A 21,806-nucleotide genomic window follows, 5' to 3' on the forward strand; every position below is an offset into this window, starting at 1 on the left:
TATTTTGTACCGACAACGTTTTATATTATATCATGTGGTTTTGCAGTGTACAACATATTTTTATCCGAAAAATTAGTGTATTGAGTGATGCTAATATTTGTGATAAAATTATTTATAGACATTTTTTTTACATAAAGGAGTCGACGCGTTTGGATAATATCAATAAAATCATAGGAAACAATCTTAACAGGTATCGAAGAAATATGGGGCTGAGTCTGGATAAGGTTTCCGAAATGACTGGTGTCAGCAAGGGGATGATCGGCCAGATTGAACGTGGTGAGACCAATCCTTCTGTGTCTACCTTATGGAAGATATCAAGCGGACTCCATATATCTTCTACTTCGCTTTTTGAGGAAAAGCCTGAAGAACTTGTAATAATCAAGAAGGGAGACTTGCAGCACATTACTGACATGAATTCGAAATACACCATATATCCTACATTTAAATATGATCCCAGGAGGGATTTTGAGGTCCTTATAGTGGATCTGGAGTCTGATTGTGTACACAGGTCTGAGTCTCATGGAAGCGGTGTTGATGAATACATATATGTATGTTGTGGCAGTTTTGAACTGAGTATAGATGGTCAAATCTACCTTTTGTCTGAGGGTGATTCTATCAGATTTCATGCTGATAAGGCTCACGAGTACAGAAATTCGTCATCATCTCCTTGCTCGCTTCACTCGATTATTTATTACAACAGATAAGTTTAGTACAAAAACAAGAAGATATCCACAATTTTGCATAATTTTGTGGATATCTTCTTGTTTTTGTATATATAATATTTTTTACACTTCATATTTGTGATTATATATGGCTTCTGCGTCTTTTGCCTCAAGAGGTTTGCTGAAATAGTAGCCTTGTATTGTGTCACAGTTTCCATCTTTTAGTTTTTCAACTTGTTTCAGGTCTTCTATTCCTTCTGCCACTACTTTGAGATCCAGGCCGTGTGACAGTGATATAAGGCTTTTTATAACGCTTATATCTTCAACTTCAAGGAATTTCATGCTCAGCATACGGTCAAATTTTATACAGTCTATGGGCAGGGTTGTAAGGTAGCTCAGTGATGAAAACCCTGTCCCAAAATCGTCTATGGCTATCTTTATTCCATGTGATCTAAGTTCTTTGAGTAGATATATGGTGGTGTCTTTATGCTCCAAAAATATTCCTTCTGTTATTTCTATTGTTATCATTTGCGGATCTATTTCGTTTTCTTTGAGCAGGCTCATAAGGTAGCTCTTGTAGCCTATATCATGTATCTGGACTGCTGAAAAGTTTATGGCCACGGGCTTTGGCTCAAGTCCTCTGTCACTCCATGTTTTCATCTGTTCTATGGCCATTCTGGTAACAAGTCTGCCTATTGGTATTATGGTCCCATTTTCTTCTGCTACTGGTATAAATTCTCCAGGTGATATATTGTGATTTTTCAGTCTCACAAGGGCTTCAAATCCAACTATTTCCCCAGTTTTTAATTCTACCTGGGGCTGATAGAGTATCTTGAATGCTTCTGATTCTATGGCTTCACTCAAGATTTTCTTTATCTCCATGTTCCTTTTAAGGTTTTGTGCCATTGGTATGTTAAAAAAGGCGTAGTTGTTCTTGCCAGAGTTTTTCACTGTGTACATGGCAATATCTGCATACATCATGAGTTCATCTACGTCTGAGCTGTCTTTAGGAAATACTGATACCCCTACACTAATCTCTATTTTTATCTTGTTTTGCTCTATCTCAAATTCTTTTTCCATCGCTACGAATATATTGAGTATATAGCTTACAAGGTCGTGAATGTCATCTTTGTATTCATAGAGTATGAGAAATTCGTCTCCTCCAAATCTTGATACGAAGGTTAGTTTATCAGATATCTCAGTCAGTCTTTGAGCTACTGTGCTTATTACCTTATCTCCATACATATGGCCCATGGAATCGTTTATTCCTTTGAAATCATCTATGTCTATTAGGATTACTCCACCCTTTGCCCCTGAATTTATAACTTCCTGGAGTTTTTCATTGAATCTGATTCTGTTTGGAAGCTTTGTCATAATGTCATTATGTGCAAGAAAGTGTATGTGCTCATTTTGTGTTTTTATTTTTTCCACATATTTATTGACTCTTCCAAGAAGATCGTTTACAGAGTCTGCTACTCTTGAAAATGGGTTTTCTTTTGACATTGTGAGCTTGTTTAATCCACTTTCGCTGATATCTATATTCTTGATTTGAAGATCCATATCATAAATATTGTTTTTCAACTCGGTAAAGTTTTTTTGCATTCCACTCATTGCTCTGGATATTTCCCCTATTTCATCCTTCCTTATATTGTATTCTTCGAGACTGCGATTTTCGTAATCTTCGAAGTCAAAAGATGACATCTTGTTTATCATTTTTGATATTTTAAGTATGGGTTTTGTTATATAGCCTGAAAGGAATATTATTATAAATACTGTTATGAGTATTATCGAGGTGATTGTGATTATCAAAAAGCTTACCCATCTGGTTACTTCATCCATTACTTCGCTTTTGTCTATTACTGATATATATTTCCAGCCACTGTAAGGGGATTCATATGTGCTTATTACCTTTGTGCTTGTTCCCGATTCTCCTTTAAACTCACTTTCATAAAAATCTCCGTCTACACTCCTATATTCTCCATACACCTGAGGAAGGACTTCTGATGATTGTTTCATAAGCCAGTCTGGATTTGCGGGCGAGTTTATAAAGACTCCTTCGCTGCTAAGTATGCTCACATATCCGGTTTTCCCGTATTTTGTCATTTTAAGGCTTGATATGAATTTTTCTATGTTTATGGTCAGGCTAATTACACCGACCGTCTTTCCTTCATTTATTACTCTTTTGTCAACGCTTACCACTATCTCGCCACTAACTTTTGTAAGGTAGGGTTCTGATATGGATACCCCTTCTTTTTCCAGGGCATTTTTGTACCAGTCTCTACTTCTTGGGTCGTATGACTCTTTTGGATTGAACTGCGGATATTCAACATAACCTCCATCTGAAGTCCCAAATGATATGAAGGTGATATTTTCGTTATTCTCTGTTATATTTTTGAATAAGTCATAGATTTCTTTTTCTTTTTGGGATGGTTCCTGAGAGAGAATTTGAGGTGAAAATTCTGTATATTTTTTTATACTGCCGCTTGCTGTCATAAGTCTTTCTTCTTGTGAAACCGCACCGACAATGCCTTCCATATTTTTCAAAATTACTCCATCAACATAAACTGCCATCTGCTCAAGCATGATTTTGTTGTTATCTAAATTGTTTTTGTACATCCAGTTTCTTGAACTGTCAACAATATAAATGCTTCCTATGAGACTTGGTATCATTCCTCCCAGTATTATTCCTGCTATTAATTTTCTTCTTATGGAACTGTTTTTAAACATCTAACACCTGCTTCTATGTTGATTTCTAATTTTTTATCATCATAGAAGTACTATCGACAATTTTATAAAATAGTTTAAGATATTGTGAGTAATTGTTGATAATTATTTTATTGCCACATTGGGGTTGATTGCTGTGGCAATTTGTCATCTACTCTTGTCAATTGTGCCTTTTTGGCACGATTAATGCTTATATATAGTAAAAATACAAAGGAGGAAAAAAATTATGGATGTTTCTTATGGAATCTTATGCCTGCTTCCACCCGTGGTTGCAATATCTCTTTGCTTTATCACAAAGCAGGTTCTTATTTCACTTTTTGCTGGACTTTTTACTGGGGCTCTTGTTATTTCGGGATGGAACCCCATAGCTGGAGTTGGATATTCACTGGCGGTCATTATTGAAAACATGACGGACCCGTCTAATGCTATGCTGCTTTTATTTACCATGTTTATGGGAGTTGGTATTTCTTTTATATGGAGACTGGGCGGAAGTTTTGCACTTGCTGAGGCTGCTAAAAAGAGGTTCAAGACTCGACGCTCTGTATGTCTTGCTACATGGGGACTTGGAATGGGAACGTCTATAAATGACTGTCTTGTTGCCGCGGTTGACGGAAACGTATTTCGTGATATCTGCCGTGAATACAGGATTTCATCTGAAAAGTTTTCTTATGTACTGGATTCTACTGCGGCTCCAGCGGCTGCTATATTTATTTCTGACTGGATAGCCTATCAGATAGGAATGATAGGTCAGGGACTCGACGTTGCCGGAATAACCGAGATACAACCTGTTGCTGCCTACATAAGAAGTATACCCTTTAACATGTATTCGATTCTTACCCTTATATTTGTAGGAATCCTTATGTATACAGGAAAAGATTACGGACCAATGCTTAAGGCTGAGATGAGATGCATGACTACAGGAAAATTTACGAGAGACGGCGCAAACCCTATGCTTAATGTTGGTTCTGACCTTGGTGAACCAAAAAAGACAAAGCCCATGATAAAATCATTTGTGCTTCCTATAGTGCTTTCACTTGCCACTATATTAATTGGTATATACTGGACTGGAAGAGAAGCTGCACCCCAGGGCATAATGGCAGTTCTTGAGACGTGTGATGCAAGGTCTGCTCTGCTATGGGGTTCTTTTGTAATGGCTCTTACTGGAATTGTAATCGCTCTTTCAAGCAAAATAATGAATTTTGATGAAACTATGACATGTATAGTTGATGGATTTAAGCTCATGGTACTTACCGGTGCCATCCTTATAATGGCGTGGTCTCTTGGATCTATAACAAAGGAACTTGGACTGGCTCAGTATGTTATTCATCTGATTGGTGACAATATCCCCTTTGGACTGCTTCCACCGCTTATACTTCTTCTTTCTATTGGAGTTGCTTTTGCAACTGGTACTTCATGGGGAACTATGGCTATAATGACTCCACTCGCTATACCTCTTGCTTATTCGCTTACTGGAGATGTAAACGTTGCCATAGCAATGTCTGGCGCAGTGCTTTCTGGAGCTATACTTGGAGATCATGCTTCTCCTGTATCTGATACAACTGTTATGGCTTCCATATTTTCAGGGGCTGACCATATAGATCACGTACAGACTCAACTTCCTTATGCACTTACCGTTGGTGGTGTCATAGCTGTGCTTTACACTATATATGGATTTACAAGAGTGAGTCCTTTTGTACTTCTTCCTATTGGAGTTGCAATTCTAGTTGTACTCCAAAACGTTCTTCACAAGTACTATATAAAGAAATATGATATGGATGAAGATTATGCGAATTCTATGATCAAAGATATTGTAGAACACAATTTCCAGGATATAGAAGATTCTGAAGCGCAGGTTTAATCCTTAAAGTAAAACCCCTGATATCAAAAGGAACATGTGATCCTTTGATATCAGGGGTTTTTTATTCTGCTTTGTAAATGACATATTCTTTGTAGCCTGTAACTACGTTCATGTATCCCCCGAATTTTTCGTCGGTAGCCTTGTCTCCTGTATCTAATATAAATGCTCTGCCTCTAATCTCTGCCAGCTTGTTTTTTGATGCCATGACGATTATGTTTTTTTTCTCGATGTGCATTAAAATCCTGCTGCTTATCTGCTGATTACCTCTGCCCAGGATTATTCCCTGACCTCCAATTGGGGTAAGGATGAGCTTTATTTTCTGAGCTGGAAATTTATCCATTAGCTCCAGTATTCCTTGTTCTGAAAGGTCCTGTGCAATGAGGTTTTTGTTCATCACTGCATCTATTCCTATCAGTGTGTATGGAAGCTCAAGAGTCTTCATTATATAGCTTGTCGTGGATCCTGGTCCCACCAGATATATAACGTCTTGCTCCATGAAATCCGTTATATCCCAGGCCATGGACTGCTGATTAGCTGCTTCTGATGGAAGGCTCCCTGATTTTTTGCCCTGGAGCAGCTTGTTGTCAAAAGGCACCGTCATATATCCGTAGAGTTTTGATGATACAGTCCCTGCCCGGTAGAGTTCTTCGTCTATATCCATTACTTCTGCAAGTCTTGTGCCTCTTAGTTCTCCTAAGATAAACTTTCTCAGCAGCTGACCTGCATATTCGGGTTTTTGTGAAAATACTGCGGAGTGAATCTTCACTCCAGCTGGTATTCCAACTACTACAATCTGGTCCTGTATTATATCTAGTATGTCTCTTGCGGTACCGTCCCCACCTGCAAAAATGATTGCGTCTACCTCATTTTTTAAAAATTCCCGGCAGAGATTTCTGGTGTCTTGTGCATTGTTTTGCGCCTCTATGTTTATTAGCTCTGGAGAAAGTCCTGCCAAAAGCGCTTCATCCTCACCAAGCGCTCCACTTCCGCAAAGGATTGAAAACTCTGATTTTATTTCTGTAAGAATCTCAAGGGCCTTGACTGCTCTGCCTGGAGAGTTTGGTTTTGCTCCTCTTTTAAGGGCCTCTTCAAGCATCCCGTCTGTGCCTTTGAGCCCTGTGCTGCCACCCATTCCTGCTATTGGGTTTACTATAAGGCCTATTTTTTTCAATGTAAAATCTCCTTTTTGGATAAACAAAAGACATAGACTTTGCTATGCCGTTTGTTTTTATTTGTTTATTTTATCTGCATTTTTTATTTATACTTTTTATTGTAGCTTCTCCATGTGATTGCCCATTTTTGTGGATCGTCCATGCCTGATTCATCTACCTGATGCGATACACTTCGGTGTGGTGCATCTTTGAATATCTCTGGATTTTCGTATGCTTCGGTCAATACATGCTTTAATATTGCAACGTATTCATCTATATCCGCCTTTGAAGGAGACTCTGTAGGCTCAAGTGTTGCCGGCTCTGGAATATGATAAGGGTGATGGCTTGTCCAGTAATGGGTTCCAAAATCCATCATTCTTCTTTGTATATCTCCTGTGCTTATTCCTGTATCATCAAACATCTTTTCAAGTGTGTATCTTACCTGCTCTATACGCTGTTTTCCTTCTATATATGGTGCGTCTACGCAGTCGATTTCCATAAGTTTCCTGAACATATAGTTGTTGTTCAGCACAGCTACTTTTGCAACTTCGTAAAGTCCTTCTGCTCCAAGAGTTCTGATCCAGGTATATGCTTTAAGTACAACCGGTGCCACTCCACTGAAACTTCTTATTTTTCCTATGGAGTCTGGGCGATCGTAATCGAGGATGTATGATTTTCCGTCAAATTCTACTACCGGTGCAGGCAGGAATTTTTCTATTTCTTTTGTTACTCCAAGCGCTCCACATGCCGGTCCACCGCATCCATGAGGGGTTGAGAAGGTCTTGTGAAGGTTGAAGAAACACATGTCAAATCCCGCTTCTTTTGCTCTTGTAACTCCAAGAAGTCCATTTGCATTTGCCTGATCGTAACAGCAAAGTCCGCCGTTTTCATGTACAAGTTTTGTGAATTCGAGAATGTTTTTGTTGTATACTCCAGTGTCTTCTGGGTTTGCTACAAAGAAACCTGCTGTACGCTCTGATACTGCTTCTTTGAAGGCTTCCAGATCTGGATATCCGTCTTTGTCAGGGTAGATGTACTTTATCTTGTATCCTGCCACTGCCGGAGCTGCTGCATCCGATGGATGTGAATATATGGTTGTTATAATCTCGTCCTTTATACCTGCATTTCCATTTTTTTCATGATATGCTCTAACCAGGGCAGCCATTGCATATATTGCCTGGCTTCCTCCTGATGGCTGGAATGTAAATCTGTCCATACCTGATATTGCCTGAAGGGATTTGTCCATCTTGTAAAAAACTTCTAGGATTCCCTGTGTTGTTGATGGATCCTGCTCTGGATGAAGCTCTGTCATCTTTGAGCTTCTTGCTATTACTTCATTTATTTTAGGACTGTATTTTACAGTACATGTACCCTGGCCTATCTCAAGGTTTACGTCTGCTCCAAGTGTTTCCTGTGAAAGTCTTGTATAGTGTCTAAGTACTCTGTGCTGTGCAACTTCAGGAAGAGCCGGTGCCTGTTTTCTCCTCAGATTTTCTGGTATTGCAGATACTGCATCACCTACCTGTGATTCTATTTCACGTCCTGGTCCTGGTACGATTATACCTCTTTCGCCGGGAGTGCTCAGTTCAAATATTATCGGCTCGTCCCATTTTGCCTGATGAAAGTCCCTTACTATGTTGCTTCTGTCTATTTTTTTCATTTTAGCACTCTCCTTTCACTGATTCTTTTATCGCGTTTACAAGGCAGTCTATATCTTCTTTTGTATGGATTTCTGTCACACAGTATAGTGCGCATTGTCCAAGCTCTGGGAACTCTTTTGAAAGGTCTTTTCCTCCAAATATGTTCTTTTCAATTAACTTTTTGTTTATTTCACTTACAGTCTTTCCTGTCTTTCCAAAATCTACGACAAATTCCTTGAATCCAAAACTGTCAAATCTAAGGGATAAATTGTCTATTTTTGAAAGCTCCTGCTTTGTATAAAGGTTTTTCTGAATTATATTATTTCCAACGTCTTGCATTCCTTTTGGTCCCATGATCGCAAGATATACTCCCGCTGTTATTCCCCAAAGACCGGTCTGAGTTCCTACGTATTCTTTTCCCTTTTCTCTGTTGTTTCCAAAGGAAGTCCTGTCATATGCAACGTCTCCAAATCCGTACTCACCCGCTTTTGAGGTTGGTGCTATACCAAAAAGTCTGGATGGATATTCCATTACGTATTTTTCTTCGTCCATGGTTGCCATAAATCCGCCCTGGCCTCCTCCATAATTCATGTGGATTCCAAGCGGCTGAAGATCTCCACATATTATGTCTGCTCCCCACGTTCTTGGTGATTCAAGCACTCCCAGTGATATTGGGTCTACTCCTACCACAAGCTCTGCTCCTGCATCATGCGTTATTTTGGAAATTTCACTTCCCTGAGTTTCAACAAATCCAAGATACGATGGATATTCAAAATATACTGCGGCTGCATTTTTTGTCAGCTTGGATTTTAAATCTTGAAGGTCCATGAGTCCTGTTTTTGAATCATAGGCTATTTTTATGATGTTAAGATCTAATTTACAGTAGTTTATGATTTCACTCAGTCTGTCTGGAGCTATTGTTCCCGATACGAAAACGTCTTTTTTCCCCGTTATTCTTCCTGCCATCCTTATAGATGTAGCTGCTGCCTGACCCCAGTCCATAGTTGGCACATTGACAACTTCCATGTCAACAAGCTCTGCAATCATACTCTGATATTCAAACAGCGTCTGGAATCTTCCAAAATCGTTGTATGGCTCTCCACCATAAGCTGTAAGGAACTCGCCTCTGCTGTTTACCTCATCACAGATTGCCGGTACATAGTGAGGCCAGCATCCCGCTCCAAGGAAACAAAGATTTTCTGTGCAGTCCATGTTTTTTGAAAGAATTGACATCATGTGTCTCTTTAGTTCATATTCAGATGGTATGGCTTCTTCCATATCCATCGGTGCTTTCAGTTTTATCTCTTCTGGAATCTCCTCGTGAAGTTCCTCTAAAGAGCTCAGTCCAATGTATTCCAGCATTTCTTTCTGGATTGCAGGATCTGAGTTTGGTATATATGGGTGATTCTTAAATCCCTTCATTTATCTTTCCTCCTCTGTTAATCTTATTTAAGCGATTCCGCCTCCGTCTACCACAAGTGCTGCTCCAGTAACCCAGCTTGAAAGATCGCTTGCAAGGTATAAAACTGCGTTGGCAATGTCTTCTGGCATTCCTATTCTTGCCAGTGGTCTTCCTGTTCCACAGTCCTCCAGATATGCATTTTGGGAGTTCTCATCTTTGACAAGCCCTGTCTGTACTCCCTCATCCCTTAGCATTGCTGTATCTGTATCTCCCGGATTTACTGAGTTTACTCTTATTTTTTTTGCTCCGTGATCTATTGCCATTGCTCTTGTAACATTGACAATTCCGCCTTTGACTGCGCAATACGCCGCTGCCATGTCTCCGCCTTTTAGGCCCCAGCCAGAACCGGTATTTATTATGCTTCCGCCTCCAAGCTCTTCCATTACTGGTATTGTATATTTAGAGAACAGGAACAGTCCTTTAAGGCCTACATCGAGAACAAAATCCCATTCTTTTTCTGAAAGCTCTGGAACTGTCTTTCTTACAGTAACTCCGGCATTGTTGAAAAGTATATCTATTCTTCCAAATTTTTCTTTTACGGCTTCTACTGTAGCTTTTACCTGAGCTTCGTCTCTTACATCACATTTGAAAAATGCTGCCTGTCTTCCTTCTTTTCTTATCTCTTCAGCTTTTTCTTCTGCTGCATCACTAACGTCTACCATTGCTACGGCTGCACCGTAGGCAGAAAGAAGCTGAGCCGTTCCCAGACCTATTCCTGAACCTGCTCCTGTTATTATGGCAACTCTACCTGTTAAATCAAGCAAATCTTTTTTGTATAGCATATTTAATTCCTCCTATGTAATTTTATTTTTCATGTAATATATTTAATGCATTAATCGTGCCAACATTGCCACTTTTCTGTTTTTTTATATAGGAAATTAAATTCCTTATATGTAAGCGCTGCAAACAATGACATTTGTAATTTTTTTAAATGATTTGTCTATCCAAAAAAATCCTTTACAGGCGGGAATTTGTCATATCCCACAATTTATTTGTCAGTTTTTATGGCAAACACTATATGCTTTGACAATATTTGTGGCAAGCAGGTTTTTTACTTGTCAACATTGACAATTCATTATATAATGACCCAATAGTCTGAAAATTTATTATGTAAGGTGGTGTAAGATTGTATATTCTGGAAGAAGTACGTTCATCAGTGCAAAGAATCACCCAGGCAGTTGCTAATGCAATGAAGGTTGAAATTGCCGTTTTTGACAACAGTGCAGCGCTTTTTTACTCTACTCCTGTATATCTCAAGCGAAAGGGAAGGACCGTTCATGAACCTTCTATAAATGAGGTGCTCAGTTATGGAAGTGTGCTTGTCAATCGGCCGGGTGAGATGGCATCGTGCGTTGGCTGCCGCTTTAAGGACAACTGCCCTTCTACAATTGAAATCCTCAGCTGCATAAAGGCTGATGGGATTGTTATGGGAGTTATTGCAATGACTTCATTTACAAAGGAAGGTCATCAGAGGATTTCTTCAAATATAGATATGTATCGAGATGTTTTAACGGAAATTTCTGGCCTTATAGGGGAAAGCATCGTTAATCAAAACGGACAGGGACACGCCTTCAAGGCAGAGCACTATGTAAACGGAATATTTGATGTATCCAGGTCTTCTATGCTCCTTACTGACTCCAACGGAGTCATAACTCAGTGTAATTCCATAGCTGTAAAGAACATGCCTTCGTGTGACCTGATGTCTTCTTCATTGTGGCATATCCTGCCTGATAATATAGTAAAGCGAGTACTAGCGGGGGAGGAGTTTTTTGAAAATGAGATATCCATGGAAAATTATCGTGCAAGGCTTACTACCAGCAATGTTGTCATAAATGAGGTCGTGGTGGCAATAGTGCTGAGGTTTTCCAATGAAATATTTGAAGATGACAAAAAGCGTGACTATCTCGACCGCATGGTCGGAGCCAGCAGTGAGACAAAAAAAATCCACTCACTTGTCAAAAAGCTTGCCGACAGCCCTACCCCAATTCTCATAACAGGTGAAACAGGGACGGGAAAAGAGCTTGTCGCGAGAGCTGTCCATGAAAGAAGCAGTCGCAGGACCTATCCTTTTGTGGCCATAAACTGCTCCAGCATTCCTGAAAATCTTTTTGAAAGTGAGCTTTTTGGATACGAAGAGGGCTCTTTTACAGGTGCCCGCAAAGGTGGAAAAACAGGAAAGATAGAGATGGCTCAGGGCGGAACTCTGTTTCTTGATGAGCTTGGAGAGATGCCCCTGCATGCCCAGCCAAAGCTGCTCAGAGTCCTTCAGGATTATGAACTCGAGCGGGTTGGCTCTACTGAAAAGATTTCACTCAACATAAGAGTTATAGCAGCCACCAACAGAGATCTATCTGATATGATGACATCAGGCAAGTTCAGGCAGGACCTTTATTACAGGATAGGGGTAATCAACCTGGAGCTTCCTCCTCTGCGAAGCCGGACTCAAGATATAATGCCTATAGCCTCTGATTATCTGCGAACTCTCAAGAATCGCATGGACACAAGTCTTGAGGGTTTTGATGAAGATGTCACGAATTTCATGCTCAGGTATTCATGGCCCGGAAACATAAGAGAGCTGCAAAATGTCATAGAATATGCGACCAATCTCTCAGATGGGCGAATGATGTCTATAGGCGACCTGCCTCCTGCCCTTACTCATGCCGCTTTAGAAGTCTCTGGTCAATCTTTGGAATGCAATCTGGATACGCTTGAGCACCAACATATACTTGAGCTTCTTGATGAATATGGCTGCTCTCTTGAGGGCAAGAATAACATTTCAAAAAAAATGGGCATAAGCCTGCGGACGCTTTATAGGAGAATGGAAAAATACGGGATCTCATGATCCCGTATTTTTGTTTGTGATATTATTTTTTTAAGAAAATACATCGCTGTAATTTATCTCATCTGAATCTATGATGTAGCTTCCTGCGTTTTCTTTTATTACCTGGAGCACTCCAGAGTCTGTTATTTTTTCGGATCCGTTATCTGAGTCTATTGCATAGTATTCGATCCTGTAGTCATAGCTTATTTCGTCTTCTTTTTCATCGCTGCCTTGGCTTGCACTGACGGTTATTATGATATTGAGTATCTTTTGTATATCATTTTCTCTAAAATATCCAAGTCTTCTGGCAAATATTTCTTCACTGACAAAAAGCTCATAGCCTGAATCTGTAAAATATTTTCCAAATTCACTCTGGATATATTTTTCTGATTTAAGTCTGCTTGCCTGATCTTCTCCAGGGAAATCCTCTTTGGATTTTTTAAAACTTTCGCTGAGAACCTTGCCCAGGTACTCTTTTGTAAAGTTTTGTACTGAGTCTTTTACAGGCAATACCGCACACGCTGTCGTCAGGTATGAAGATACTATAATCAGGGTCAGTAGTGCGAGAAATCTTTTATATAGTGACCTGGATCTTCTATGTTTTGATACAGTTTTCATAATTACCCCTCCAGATGTTAATCAAATGATACTCATTTTAGAGTTATACTATTTAATATACCACATCTGAGAGGATTCCACTCATGTGAGCGATAAAAACTCCGTAGTTGGTAACTGGTATTTTCTGGTCTTTGCACCTTTGTATCCTTGATATTACATTCTTTCTATTGAGCATGCAGCCCCCGCAATGAATTACTAAATCAAAGCTTGAGACGTCTGCTGGTATGTCATTTCCACTCTTCCATGTGAATTTTATATTCTCTCCAAAGCGTTTTTTGAGCATTGCTGGAATTTTTATTCTTCCTATATCTCCATCAAGGGGATTGTGACTGCAGGCCTCGAGTATGAGTATACTGCTTTTTTCACTGAGAGAGTCTATGGCCGCGGCCCCTCTTACAAACTCGTCTATGTCGCCCTTGTACCTTGCCATAAGCACCGAAAACGATGTAAGCAGGGTCTCTTTGGGGCATCTGTCCTTTACATATTTAAATACCTGAGAGTCGGTTATTATAAGCTTTGGTGGATTTTTGTAAAGCATGAGGCTTTCTTCGAGCTTGTCTGTAGTAACTATTGATACTATGGCCTTGTGGTCCAGAAGGTCTCTTATAGTCTGTATCTGAGGAAGTATAAGCCTTCCTTTTGGAGCCTGTATGTCTTGCGGCGCTACGAGCAGCACATGATCTCCCTTGTTTATAAGGTGGGCTGTTATGGAGTCGAGTTCATACTCCGAAGGCGCAAGTTCTATGAGTTTTTGCCTGAATTTTTCGATGTTGGTATTTTCTCTTGCACTTATATATACTCTCTCAAGGCCTTCAAGCTCCTGGGGAAGATTAATGGCAGAGCGCTCATTCGGTTTCGCCTCATGGACGCCTGACCCCAGTGGCAAAGTCATAACAGTGTCCAGTTTATTTATCGTAAGCAGTACTGGTATTTTTTTTTCGTCCAGAAACGCCAGCCACTCAAGTTCTTTTGAAAAATCGCTCTGACCTGCTACTACTGCCATTACTGCGAGATCTGTCTTTGAGATGACTTCTCTGGTCTTTTCAACCCTCATAAGTCCGAGCTCGCCCTCATCATCAAAGCCTGCTGTGTCAATAAGTACACATGGTCCAAGGGGATGTATCTCTATTGGCCTGTATACTGGGTCTGTGGTCGTTCCAGCCACATCGCTCACGAGCGCTGTATTTTGATTTGAGATGGCATTTATGAGTGATGATTTTCCGCTGTTTCGCCTTCCAAATATGGCTATGTGAAGCCTTAGGGCATTTGGGGTAGCGTTTAGTTCGTTTACTGCCATGTCGCCTCCTTTATTCTATAACTATCTATGCTATCTATACTCTAAAGTCTCTTTCTCCGTTTTTTATCCTCTCGAGCCACTGGGCTGTTTTTTGCTTCATCTCCGGATTTGGTATCTTTTGAGCCTGGTCTCTTATAACTTTTTCTCCAATTTCCTTTGTCTCTGGCGAAGCGTAGTCCATAAGGTATTCCTGAAGTGTAAGCAGGGCATTGGGCTGACACACGTTTCCTATCTGGCCTACTTTTGCAAGGGCCATGAATCTGTCACCTGTTCTGCCCTCTCTGTAACATGCTGTGCAAAAACTTGGAATGTAGCCGTTTTTTGCGAGATCAAGAGTTATTTCGTCAAGCGTTCTGTGGTCTTCTACATCAAACTGTGATGTGTTTGCCTTTTCCAGTTTTGCCATCTCATCATATCCGCCTACGCCTGTGCATGAGCCTCCGCTAAGCTGTGATACTCCAAGTTTCAAAAGGTCCGCTCTGCTTTCCATGGTCTCTCTTGTGGAGATTATAATGCCTGTATATGGGACTGCCAGCCTGAATATGGCTACCAGATTATAAAATTTTTCGTCTGTGATTCCAGTGTATTGCGACATCTCCACGTCACTTGCTGCTCTGATTCTTGGAAAGCTCATTGTGTGAGGTCCTACTCCAAAGGTATCTTCGAGATGTTTTACGTGAAGCATCATGCCTACTGCATCATAGTGGTAGTCGTCATGAAGCCCCAGAAGTACGCCTATTCCAACATCATCAAGTCCAGCCTCCATGGCTCTGTCCATAGCCTCTGTATGGTATGCGTAGTTATGCTTTGGACCTTTTGGATGCATGTATCCATAAGTATCTTTGTTGTATGTTTCCTGAAAGAGGATATAGGTTCCGATTCCCGCTTCCTTGAGCTTTAAATAGTCTTCCACGCTTGCCGCTGCTATGTTTACATTTACTCTTCTTATTTCTCCGTTCTTATGTTTTACAGAGTATATTGTCTTTATGCTTTCAAGAAGGTATTCCAGTGAGCTGTTTTCGGGGTCCTCTCCAAGCTCTAACGCAAGTCTTTTGTGTCCCATATCCTGAAGGGCGATTACTTCTTTTTTGATTTCTTCCTGAGTAAGTTTTTTTCTTGTCATCTCTTTGTTGGAATGGTGGTATCCACAGTATCTGCACTCATTTATGCAGTAGTTTGACAGATAAAGAGGGGCAAACATAACTATTCGGTTTCCATATATATGTTCTTTTATCTTTGCTGCAGTCTCATGGATTTTTGCAATTGTTTCTTTGTCCTCTGATTCAAGAAGCACTGCTACTTCTGTATGGTCTAATCCTTCAAATTTTGAAGCTTTTTTTAGTATTGAATCAATAAGCTCGGCGTTGTCTTTGTTTTGCTTTGCATATTCGATGGTTTTCAGTATCTCATCGTGATTTATAAATTCTTCTGCTATTTTTGATTTTGAATTATACATATTTTCTCCTCTTCTAAACGGGAATTCTATCTAACGACTCTATATATTTTTCAAGTTCTGTTCTTGCGGTTTTTATGTCTTTTTCTTCACCAAAATTTGTAGGATAAATTTCGTATTTGGTTCTTTCGCTCCAGGGAGTCACTTTTCGCATTATTACATTGGCTCCGTTTTTGAATATAAGATCAAGCTGAGAACTGTCAATTACCCCGAGTGAAGTCGTTGCCGGAAGGTTGGCATCTGGAAGCAGAAGCCTTGCTATTGCTACGGTCCTTCTTGTAAGCAGTGGATCTCCACTTTTTTGACCTCTGAGCGGAGTATCTTCATGGGATATGAATGGTCCTATTCCTGCCATCTCGCAGCCAATTTCTCTTATGAGAAGAAGGTCTCCTGCAATCATTTGAAGGGTCTGCCCTGGTATTCCTATCATGAACCCTCCTCCAGTCTCATAGCCCAGGGATTTGAGATTTTTCTGAGTGTCTACTCGGTCTTTTAGAAGATCACCTTTGTGGATCTCTTTATAAAAATCTTCGTCTGAGGTTTCATGCTTGAGTAAAAATCTGTCCGCCCCTGCTTTTCTCATGGCGCTGAGCTCTTGGTATGGGCGCTCTCCTATGCTCAGGGTTATTGATATGTCTGATTGCGCTTTTATTTTCCTTACTATCTTGCATATCTTTTCTTCTGTATAAAAGAGATCTTCTCCTGATTGAAGCACTATTGTTCTGTAGCCTGCCTGAGCAGCCTCAAGAGTCGTCTTTACTATGTCTTCTTCAGATAGTCTGTATCTGTTTACATTTGGGTTTTCGGCGCTCAGACCGCAGTATGTACACCTGCATCTGCAGTAGTTTGAGAATTCGAGTATAGCTCTTATATCTACTTTTTTGCCTTTTCTTTCAAGGGTCATTTCATTCGCTTTTTGGAAAAGATACTCGTCTATGCCGCCCTCAAGAAGGGTTATGAGTTCTTCAGGCTCTGGTAAGTATCCTTGGGACAAGCTGTCTATAAGGTATGATTTTTCTTTGGTGGCATTTCTATCCATATTACCTCCCTTCTGCACTATTTTATTTTTCTCCTGTTTTAGATACTGTTACCTTTACATTTATTCCTTTTATCATTCCAAGTTTTCCAGAAAGGCTGCTGATAACATTTTGCGGGGCATCTACAACTACTGATATGATCCCTATTCCTCTTTGCCTGTAGGGTATGCCCATACGTCCTACTATGTAGTTTGAAAATTCGTGAAGCAGGTCATTTGTTGGGGCGCTGCTCTCAGAGTCTTCGACTATTATGCTAACTATGGCTATTTTGGTATCCATCTTTTCCTCCAAATTTTTATTTTTATATCTCTTTATTTTTTGTGAAATAAAAAACACACCATTTCTGATGTGTTAAAAGGCAGATTTATAATCTCTGTAAGTTAACTTTATCCCAGGTTTTTACCCCTTGGGCCATCAGAAAAATTTCACACTATTTAATTTTTACCATAAATCATATTTGTATTACCGAAATTACAGCTGATCCATCAGGGTCAGGTACTCCTTTACCTTCAGGATCAGCATTTTTCAGTGTAAAAATAATAATTTTGGATTTATACCATTCTATATCATTGTCAAAGTTTTGTCAATGGGTTTTTCTCACATGCTTTTCATTTATTGAAGCAAGGTCTTTGCAGCCAGTCATCAGCATGGCATTTTTAAGCTCCGATCCAATCTGATTGTAAAGCAGCTCCACGCCTTCTTCTGCGCCGCCGTATACTGCCGTAACAAATGGTCTGGCCATAAGCACTGCGTCTGCGCCAAGAGCTATAGCCTTGAATACATCGAGTCCGGTTCTTATTCCGCCGTCTATAAATATCTTTACTTTTCCTTTTACTGCCTGCACTATCTCGGGAAGCACGCTCAGCGTTGACGGTGTATCATCAAGCACTCTTCCTCCGTGATTTGATACGATTATTGCATATGCGCCAGCTTCTGCCGCTTTGAGGGCTGCTTCTGCTGTCATTATTCCCTTTACTATAAATGGAAGCTCTGTTGAAGATATTATCTGTCTAAGCACTTCTTCAGATACCGGATATACAGGTTTTCCCTGTACTGCAAGTATTGCAAGGCCTGCCGCATCAACATCCATTGCTACCGCGAAAGAACCTGCTGCTTCGGCAGTTCTTATTTTTTCAATCACTTCATCTTTGCTCCACGGCTTGATTGTTGGGATTCCGTGTCCTCCGCATGCCTTGATGGCATCTGCCGTACCGTCAAATACTGATGCTACAACTCCATCCCCTGTAAAGCCTATGCTTCCTGCATTTTTGCTTCCTTTTATTATAATCTCTGAATATTTAAGATCATCGTAAAGATCGCTGTAGTGAAGCTGCACTGCGCCTACCGGTGCTGCAAATACCGGAAGGTCGAATTTTTTTCCAAAAAGCTCTATGGATATGTCCGGATCTACTACATCATGCAGAGTATCCATGTTTAGTGATACCGCCTTGAAGGCCTGATAATTTCTGATAAATCCGATTCCGCTTGCTTTTCCTCCAGGTCCTGGAATAACGCCCTTACATGCTATACCGTTACACTGCGGACATACCTTGCAGTGTGGTCCTATATTTTTTTTTGCGTTTGCAATAACTTCTTGATAGTTCATTTTTTACCTCTTTTCTTTATATTATTCTTGTTCTATAATTATATCATATCAAGATACTCAAGGGCTATCGAGCTTGCACAAAATGCAATCTGAGCAGCACAAAATGATTGTATGTGTGCTTTTTTCACTGTATACTGAATGGAAAAAGGAAGTAATATATGAGTGAAATTTTAAAATATGATTCACAGGCATGGAAAAAAAGAACGGGAATTTTTATTGCAAGTCAGATGTTTTCTATATTTGGCTCTTCCATAGTAAGTTACGCAATAATATGGCATATAACGCTTGAGACTTCATCTGCTAAGGTAATGGCGCTTTCTATAATAACGTCGTTTCTTCCTCAGATAGTAATATCACTCTTTGCAGGGGTCTGGGCCGATCGTTACAACCGAAAAGTTATAATAATGCTGTCAGATCTTATGTCTGCTCTGGCAAGCCTTTTTCTTGTGATATTTCTCGCAGGGGGAAACTTCAGCCTTGGCATGATATTTCTCGTAAATGCAATCAGGTCAATAGGTACGGGCATACAGCTGCCTGCAGTGAGTGCAATCCTCCCTCAACTGGTTCCTAAGGACAAACTCACGAGGGTAAACGGCATCAACTCTTCACTCACGTCAGTGCTTCTGATAGCTTCGCCTGCCGCAGGAGGGATACTTCTGGGAACCATGGGTTTTGCTTCTACGCTTTACGTGGATGTGTTTTCTGCTCTTGTAGCCATCCTTATAATGGCTGCCCTTAAATATGAAAATGTACATCAAAAAAAACCGTCAGAAGCTGACCAGGCCAAGGTTTCAACCTTGGCGTTCATGAAAGAAGGTTTTATATATATAAAGAGCAATCCACTTATTCGCAGTCTGCTTGTATTTTACATGTTGTTCTTTTTTCTTGTAACTCCTGTCGCATTTCTGTCTCCGCTTCTTGTAAAAAGAAGTTTTGGATCCGAGGTATGGAAACTGACAGCGAATGAAATTTTATGGACCGCGGGCTCCATAATCGGGGGAATAATCATCTCGTTATGGGGAGGATTTAAGAACAGACTCGCAACTATGACACTAAGCTGCGTAGGATTTGGAATCACTTTGACACTTATTGGATTCGCGAGCAACATTTGGGCGTATCTTATTATAATATTTATTTCGGGTATCTTCATGCCTCTGTTTGCTACCGCTGAAACTGTACTTATACAGGAAAACGTAGCAGAAAATATGCTGGGAAGAGTGTTTTCCATAGTTCAGATTATAATTTCTTCTGTGATGCCTCTTGGGATGCTCCTGTTTGGACCCCTCGGTGATGCGGTAAAGATAGAATATATAATAATGGTTACGGGTATATGTATACTGATCATTTCACCTTTTATAATGAGGATAGGGAAAACTGAATAGGAGGTATTCTATTGTATAAAAAAATTGCCATGTACCTTTTCGTCATTGTTTTTGTTGCCTTTTCGCTCACTGGATGCGGGCCTTCAAAAGAGGTTCAGTCCGCTCTGGATGAGATAGTCATAACAAATACCATCCCGAAGATTGAGCTCGATGATGATATCAGCCTTGGAGAAGCTCAGTCTCATATAGAAGTTCTTGAAGATTCTTTTAATGAACTTATACTGGAAATTGAAGACAAGTATGATTACACCGACTATATCAGGAACTACGAATATCCATCCAGGCTGCTTGCCGGAGAGATGAAGAGCATTTCTTCTGCCTATAAGAAAGTTAAGGACAAGGCACTAGAATCAGCTGAATCCGATTTTGAAGTCAGCACCAAAGCTGTGATAGAGAGGATTGAGAACTATTCTGATGCTCAAAAAGAGGAGCTGTGGAAGTCAGTTTATGATGAAACTGTGGCTCCCGGCAAAAAGCTTATATCTGATTTTGAATGATGCTCAAAATATATTTAACAGGGAGGCTTACACAATGAAAAATCTAAATCTGCGTCAGCTTATTATTAGTAGTTTTGTGAGTGTATTATTGTATATGTTCTTTCTGTCAATATACATTAAAGATGAAATGGCGCCAATTTCTAAAGTTGCTCCGTTATATATCCTGAGTTTCACATTGCTGATTGTTACATATCTGTCTGTGAAAAATGTTGAAATCAGAAAGAATCAAATCATATTAAGCCTGATAATCTTTGGAATTCAGTTTGGACTTGGTTTATTCCTGATGAGCGTATGGTTCAGACCAAGAAGTGATTATGTTCTTGCTCATCAGGCATGGCTTACACACCTGAGAGTCCTGGCCAGCCAACATTATTTCGGAGGGATTTTTATACTATTTAGCGTTTTATTTAAACGCCTATAATCAAATCCAATTAAGAACCACCCTACATAGTAAACGATACACTCTGAGTAATATCTTAACTGAACCGAGGTGAAAATTATGAATCTAAACAAGCGTATTTGTAGTTTTTTATTAGCAGTATTTTTTATTTTTTCTCTTATCTTTTTTAGTGGCTGTACAAATCAGACTTTAACAGTTCCAAAGTACCCCCTCGACATTACTACTGTTGAATCCGCATTACAAGAAGCCGGTCTTTCATGGACTGTGGAAGAACAAGAACCTGTTGTTGAGGGCCAAACTATATATAATCTTAGAAAAGATGATGAATTAATTGGTAATGTTATAAGTGGTTTAAAAGATGGAGAAACATTTCTCAATGTTTCAGCAGCTTTGTACTATAACAATGAATATTCATTACCAAAAAGTGAATGGGAAAATTTTATTGTTTTTGCTACTATTCTAAACGGTGGATTTAAAAATAAGCATCAGCTTTATAATGTTTTTTCAAAAGAATATGATACTGTAAACACTACTAAATTTCCAAGTGAAAGAACATCAGGAGATCGTTTTGGTTTTGAAGAGAGATCTTCCTGGGAAAATAAAATTAATGATTATTATATTCAAATTGATTTAGTTAAGCCATATATTAATTCTTCAGAAGAGTATCTAAGCATTATTTTAATATCAACTAACCTGGATACTTTCCTTCCCAATAATCAGGATCATTCAATTCCGTCTGATGAAATGTCCTTAGAGTATCTTGAGACGCTCTTATATATAGATCTAGCTACCATAGATACAGGCGGCTTTGGCGAAGATGAGTTTGAAAAAAAAGTGACCGTAATGTATAAATATTTGTATGATAATTATAAGCAATACTTTACCAAAGAAGGGTATGCAAGCTTTTTGAATAATGAAATTTACAGAGCACGCCTTAAGTTCTTTAAAGAGAATAATATAGTTTCTATAAAAAACATGGATATAGATCTTAAATTAGCTAAAAAAGAAGATGACGCTATTGCATATGATTATACAATTACTTATACTGCTGAGACCGAAGACAGCAGGAGCTTTGAATTTTCAGACAAGGGACAGCTACTGTTAAGGAAAACTGCGGATAATGATTTCAAAATAGAAGAGGACTATATACGATATTACGACATAAAATTCATATCGCCCTAATCCCGCATTACATTGA

At 39.6% G+C, this 21,806-nt stretch carries 18 protein-coding genes; 7 read left to right on the forward strand and 11 right to left on the reverse strand.

What is annotated here, in order from left to right; all coding sequences use genetic code 11:
* Window positions 1–149: 149 nt before the first annotated feature.
* The gene (locus G558_RS0108685; protein WP_028829832.1) at window positions 150–704 is read left to right on the forward strand and encodes a helix-turn-helix domain-containing protein; all 555 of its coding nucleotides are present in this window, start codon (window positions 150–152) and stop codon (window positions 702–704) included.
* A gap of 81 nt (window positions 705–785) precedes the next feature.
* Here G558_RS0108685 and G558_RS13440 read toward each other — a convergent pair whose 3' ends face one another.
* Window positions 786–3,389, reverse strand: a complete 2,604-nt coding sequence (locus tag G558_RS13440) for a bifunctional diguanylate cyclase/phosphodiesterase (protein ID WP_051188609.1) — start codon at window positions 3,387–3,389, stop codon at window positions 786–788.
* 223 nt (window positions 3,390–3,612) lie between these two features.
* Here G558_RS13440 and G558_RS12835 point away from each other — a divergent pair, with 223 nt between their 5' ends.
* The gene (locus G558_RS12835) at window positions 3,613–5,244 is read left to right on the forward strand and encodes a Na+/H+ antiporter NhaC family protein (RefSeq protein WP_051188610.1); all 1,632 of its coding nucleotides are present in this window, start codon (window positions 3,613–3,615) and stop codon (window positions 5,242–5,244) included.
* A 61-nt stretch (window positions 5,245–5,305) separates the two neighbouring features.
* Here the strand turns inward: G558_RS12835 and G558_RS0108700 are convergent, their stop codons facing one another.
* The 4 genes from G558_RS0108700 to G558_RS0108715 form a co-directional block, all read right to left on the reverse strand.
* Window positions 5,306–6,415 carry an ATP-NAD kinase family protein gene (locus tag G558_RS0108700; RefSeq protein WP_028829833.1) on the reverse strand — a complete coding sequence of 370 codons (1,110 nt, stop codon included), beginning with the start codon at window positions 6,413–6,415 and terminating at the stop codon, window positions 5,306–5,308.
* Between the two features lie 83 nt (window positions 6,416–6,498).
* Window positions 6,499–8,055, reverse strand: coding sequence for an aminomethyl-transferring glycine dehydrogenase subunit GcvPB (gcvPB, locus tag G558_RS0108705; RefSeq protein WP_028829834.1), 1,557 nt, complete (start codon window positions 8,053–8,055; stop codon window positions 6,499–6,501).
* A gap of 1 nt (window position 8,056) precedes the next feature.
* The gene (gene gcvPA / locus G558_RS0108710) at window positions 8,057–9,457 is read right to left on the reverse strand and encodes an aminomethyl-transferring glycine dehydrogenase subunit GcvPA (RefSeq protein ID WP_028829835.1); all 1,401 of its coding nucleotides are present in this window, start codon (window positions 9,455–9,457) and stop codon (window positions 8,057–8,059) included.
* A gap of 27 nt (window positions 9,458–9,484) precedes the next feature.
* Window positions 9,485–10,279, reverse strand: a complete 795-nt coding sequence (locus G558_RS0108715; protein ID WP_028829836.1) for an SDR family NAD(P)-dependent oxidoreductase — start codon at window positions 10,277–10,279, stop codon at window positions 9,485–9,487.
* A 344-nt stretch (window positions 10,280–10,623) separates the two neighbouring features.
* Here G558_RS0108715 and G558_RS0108720 point away from each other — a divergent pair, with 344 nt between their 5' ends.
* On the forward strand, window positions 10,624–12,339 hold the full coding sequence (locus G558_RS0108720) for a sigma-54 interaction domain-containing protein (RefSeq protein ID WP_036931840.1): 1,716 nt from the start codon (window positions 10,624–10,626) through the stop codon (window positions 12,337–12,339).
* A gap of 30 nt (window positions 12,340–12,369) precedes the next feature.
* On the opposite strand, the gene G558_RS0108725 is transcribed toward G558_RS0108720, so the two are convergent.
* From G558_RS0108725 to G558_RS0108750, 6 genes are all read right to left on the reverse strand, one after another.
* Entirely contained in the window at window positions 12,370–12,936 is a 567-nt protein-coding gene (locus G558_RS0108725; protein ID WP_028829838.1) for a hypothetical protein, read from the reverse strand.
* A 52-nt stretch (window positions 12,937–12,988) separates the two neighbouring features.
* Window positions 12,989–14,233 carry a [FeFe] hydrogenase H-cluster maturation GTPase HydF gene (hydF, locus tag G558_RS0108730; RefSeq protein ID WP_028829839.1) on the reverse strand — a complete coding sequence of 415 codons (1,245 nt, stop codon included), beginning with the start codon at window positions 14,231–14,233 and terminating at the stop codon, window positions 12,989–12,991.
* Window positions 14,234–14,267: 34 nt separating this feature from the next.
* A complete protein-coding gene (hydG, locus tag G558_RS0108735; RefSeq protein WP_028829840.1) occupies window positions 14,268–15,689 on the reverse strand; it encodes a [FeFe] hydrogenase H-cluster radical SAM maturase HydG in 1,422 nt (473 codons plus the stop codon).
* 13 nt (window positions 15,690–15,702) lie between these two features.
* On the reverse strand, window positions 15,703–16,725 hold the full coding sequence (gene hydE / locus G558_RS0108740; protein ID WP_028829841.1) for a [FeFe] hydrogenase H-cluster radical SAM maturase HydE: 1,023 nt from the start codon (window positions 16,723–16,725) through the stop codon (window positions 15,703–15,705).
* Between the two features lie 22 nt (window positions 16,726–16,747).
* Window positions 16,748–17,002 (reverse strand): TM1266 family iron-only hydrogenase system putative regulator, encoded by a 255-nt coding sequence (locus G558_RS0108745; protein WP_028829842.1) that lies wholly within the window; start codon window positions 17,000–17,002, stop codon window positions 16,748–16,750.
* Window positions 17,003–17,306: 304 nt separating this feature from the next.
* A complete protein-coding gene (locus G558_RS0108750) occupies window positions 17,307–18,329 on the reverse strand; it encodes an alpha-hydroxy-acid oxidizing protein (RefSeq protein WP_028829843.1) in 1,023 nt (340 codons plus the stop codon).
* Between the two features lie 158 nt (window positions 18,330–18,487).
* On the opposite strand from G558_RS0108750, the gene G558_RS0108755 reads away from it, so the two are divergent.
* From G558_RS0108755 to G558_RS0108770, 4 genes are all read left to right on the forward strand, one after another.
* Window positions 18,488–19,711: an MFS transporter gene (locus G558_RS0108755; RefSeq protein WP_028829844.1), complete on the forward strand. Its 1,224-nt coding sequence runs from the start codon at window positions 18,488–18,490 to the stop codon at window positions 19,709–19,711.
* A gap of 11 nt (window positions 19,712–19,722) precedes the next feature.
* On the forward strand, window positions 19,723–20,208 hold the full coding sequence (locus G558_RS0108760; protein WP_028829845.1) for a hypothetical protein: 486 nt from the start codon (window positions 19,723–19,725) through the stop codon (window positions 20,206–20,208).
* A 34-nt stretch (window positions 20,209–20,242) separates the two neighbouring features.
* Complete coding sequence (locus G558_RS0108765) at window positions 20,243–20,629, forward strand: hypothetical protein (RefSeq protein WP_028829846.1); 387 nt, start codon at window positions 20,243–20,245, stop codon at window positions 20,627–20,629.
* A gap of 78 nt (window positions 20,630–20,707) precedes the next feature.
* Entirely contained in the window at window positions 20,708–21,790 is a 1,083-nt protein-coding gene (locus G558_RS0108770) for a hypothetical protein (RefSeq protein WP_028829847.1), read from the forward strand.
* The last annotated feature ends 16 nt before the right edge of the window (window positions 21,791–21,806 follow it).

The sequence above is a fragment of the Proteocatella sphenisci DSM 23131 genome (assembly GCF_000423525.1).
Taxonomy (GTDB): domain Bacteria; phylum Bacillota; class Clostridia; order Peptostreptococcales; family Filifactoraceae; genus Proteocatella; species Proteocatella sphenisci.

Coding starts and splice junctions, on each gene's coding strand:
- G558_RS13440 (WP_051188609.1), bottom strand. CDS start 3,389: ATGTTTAAAAACAGTTCCATAAGAAGAAAATTAATAGCAGGAATAATA.
- G558_RS12835 (WP_051188610.1), top strand. CDS start 3,613: ATGGATGTTTCTTATGGAATCTTATGCCTGCTTCCACCCGTGGTTGCA.
- gcvPB (WP_028829834.1), bottom strand. CDS start 8,055: ATGAAAAAAATAGACAGAAGCAACATAGTAAGGGACTTTCATCAGGCA.
- gcvPA (WP_028829835.1), bottom strand. CDS start 9,457: ATGAAGGGATTTAAGAATCACCCATATATACCAAACTCAGATCCTGCA.
- G558_RS0108715 (WP_028829836.1), bottom strand. CDS start 10,279: ATGCTATACAAAAAAGATTTGCTTGATTTAACAGGTAGAGTTGCCATA.
- G558_RS0108725 (WP_028829838.1), bottom strand. CDS start 12,936: ATGAAAACTGTATCAAAACATAGAAGATCCAGGTCACTATATAAAAGA.
- hydF (WP_028829839.1), bottom strand. CDS start 14,233: ATGGCAGTAAACGAACTAAACGCTACCCCAAATGCCCTAAGGCTTCAC.
- hydG (WP_028829840.1), bottom strand. CDS start 15,689: ATGTATAATTCAAAATCAAAAATAGCAGAAGAATTTATAAATCACGAT.
- hydE (WP_028829841.1), bottom strand. CDS start 16,725: ATGGATAGAAATGCCACCAAAGAAAAATCATACCTTATAGACAGCTTG.
- G558_RS0108745 (WP_028829842.1), bottom strand. CDS start 17,002: ATGGATACCAAAATAGCCATAGTTAGCATAATAGTCGAAGACTCTGAG.
- G558_RS0108750 (WP_028829843.1), bottom strand. CDS start 18,329: ATGAACTATCAAGAAGTTATTGCAAACGCAAAAAAAAATATAGGACCA.
- G558_RS0108755 (WP_028829844.1), top strand. CDS start 18,488: ATGAGTGAAATTTTAAAATATGATTCACAGGCATGGAAAAAAAGAACG.
- G558_RS0108765 (WP_028829846.1), top strand. CDS start 20,243: ATGAAAAATCTAAATCTGCGTCAGCTTATTATTAGTAGTTTTGTGAGT.
- G558_RS0108770 (WP_028829847.1), top strand. CDS start 20,708: ATGAATCTAAACAAGCGTATTTGTAGTTTTTTATTAGCAGTATTTTTT.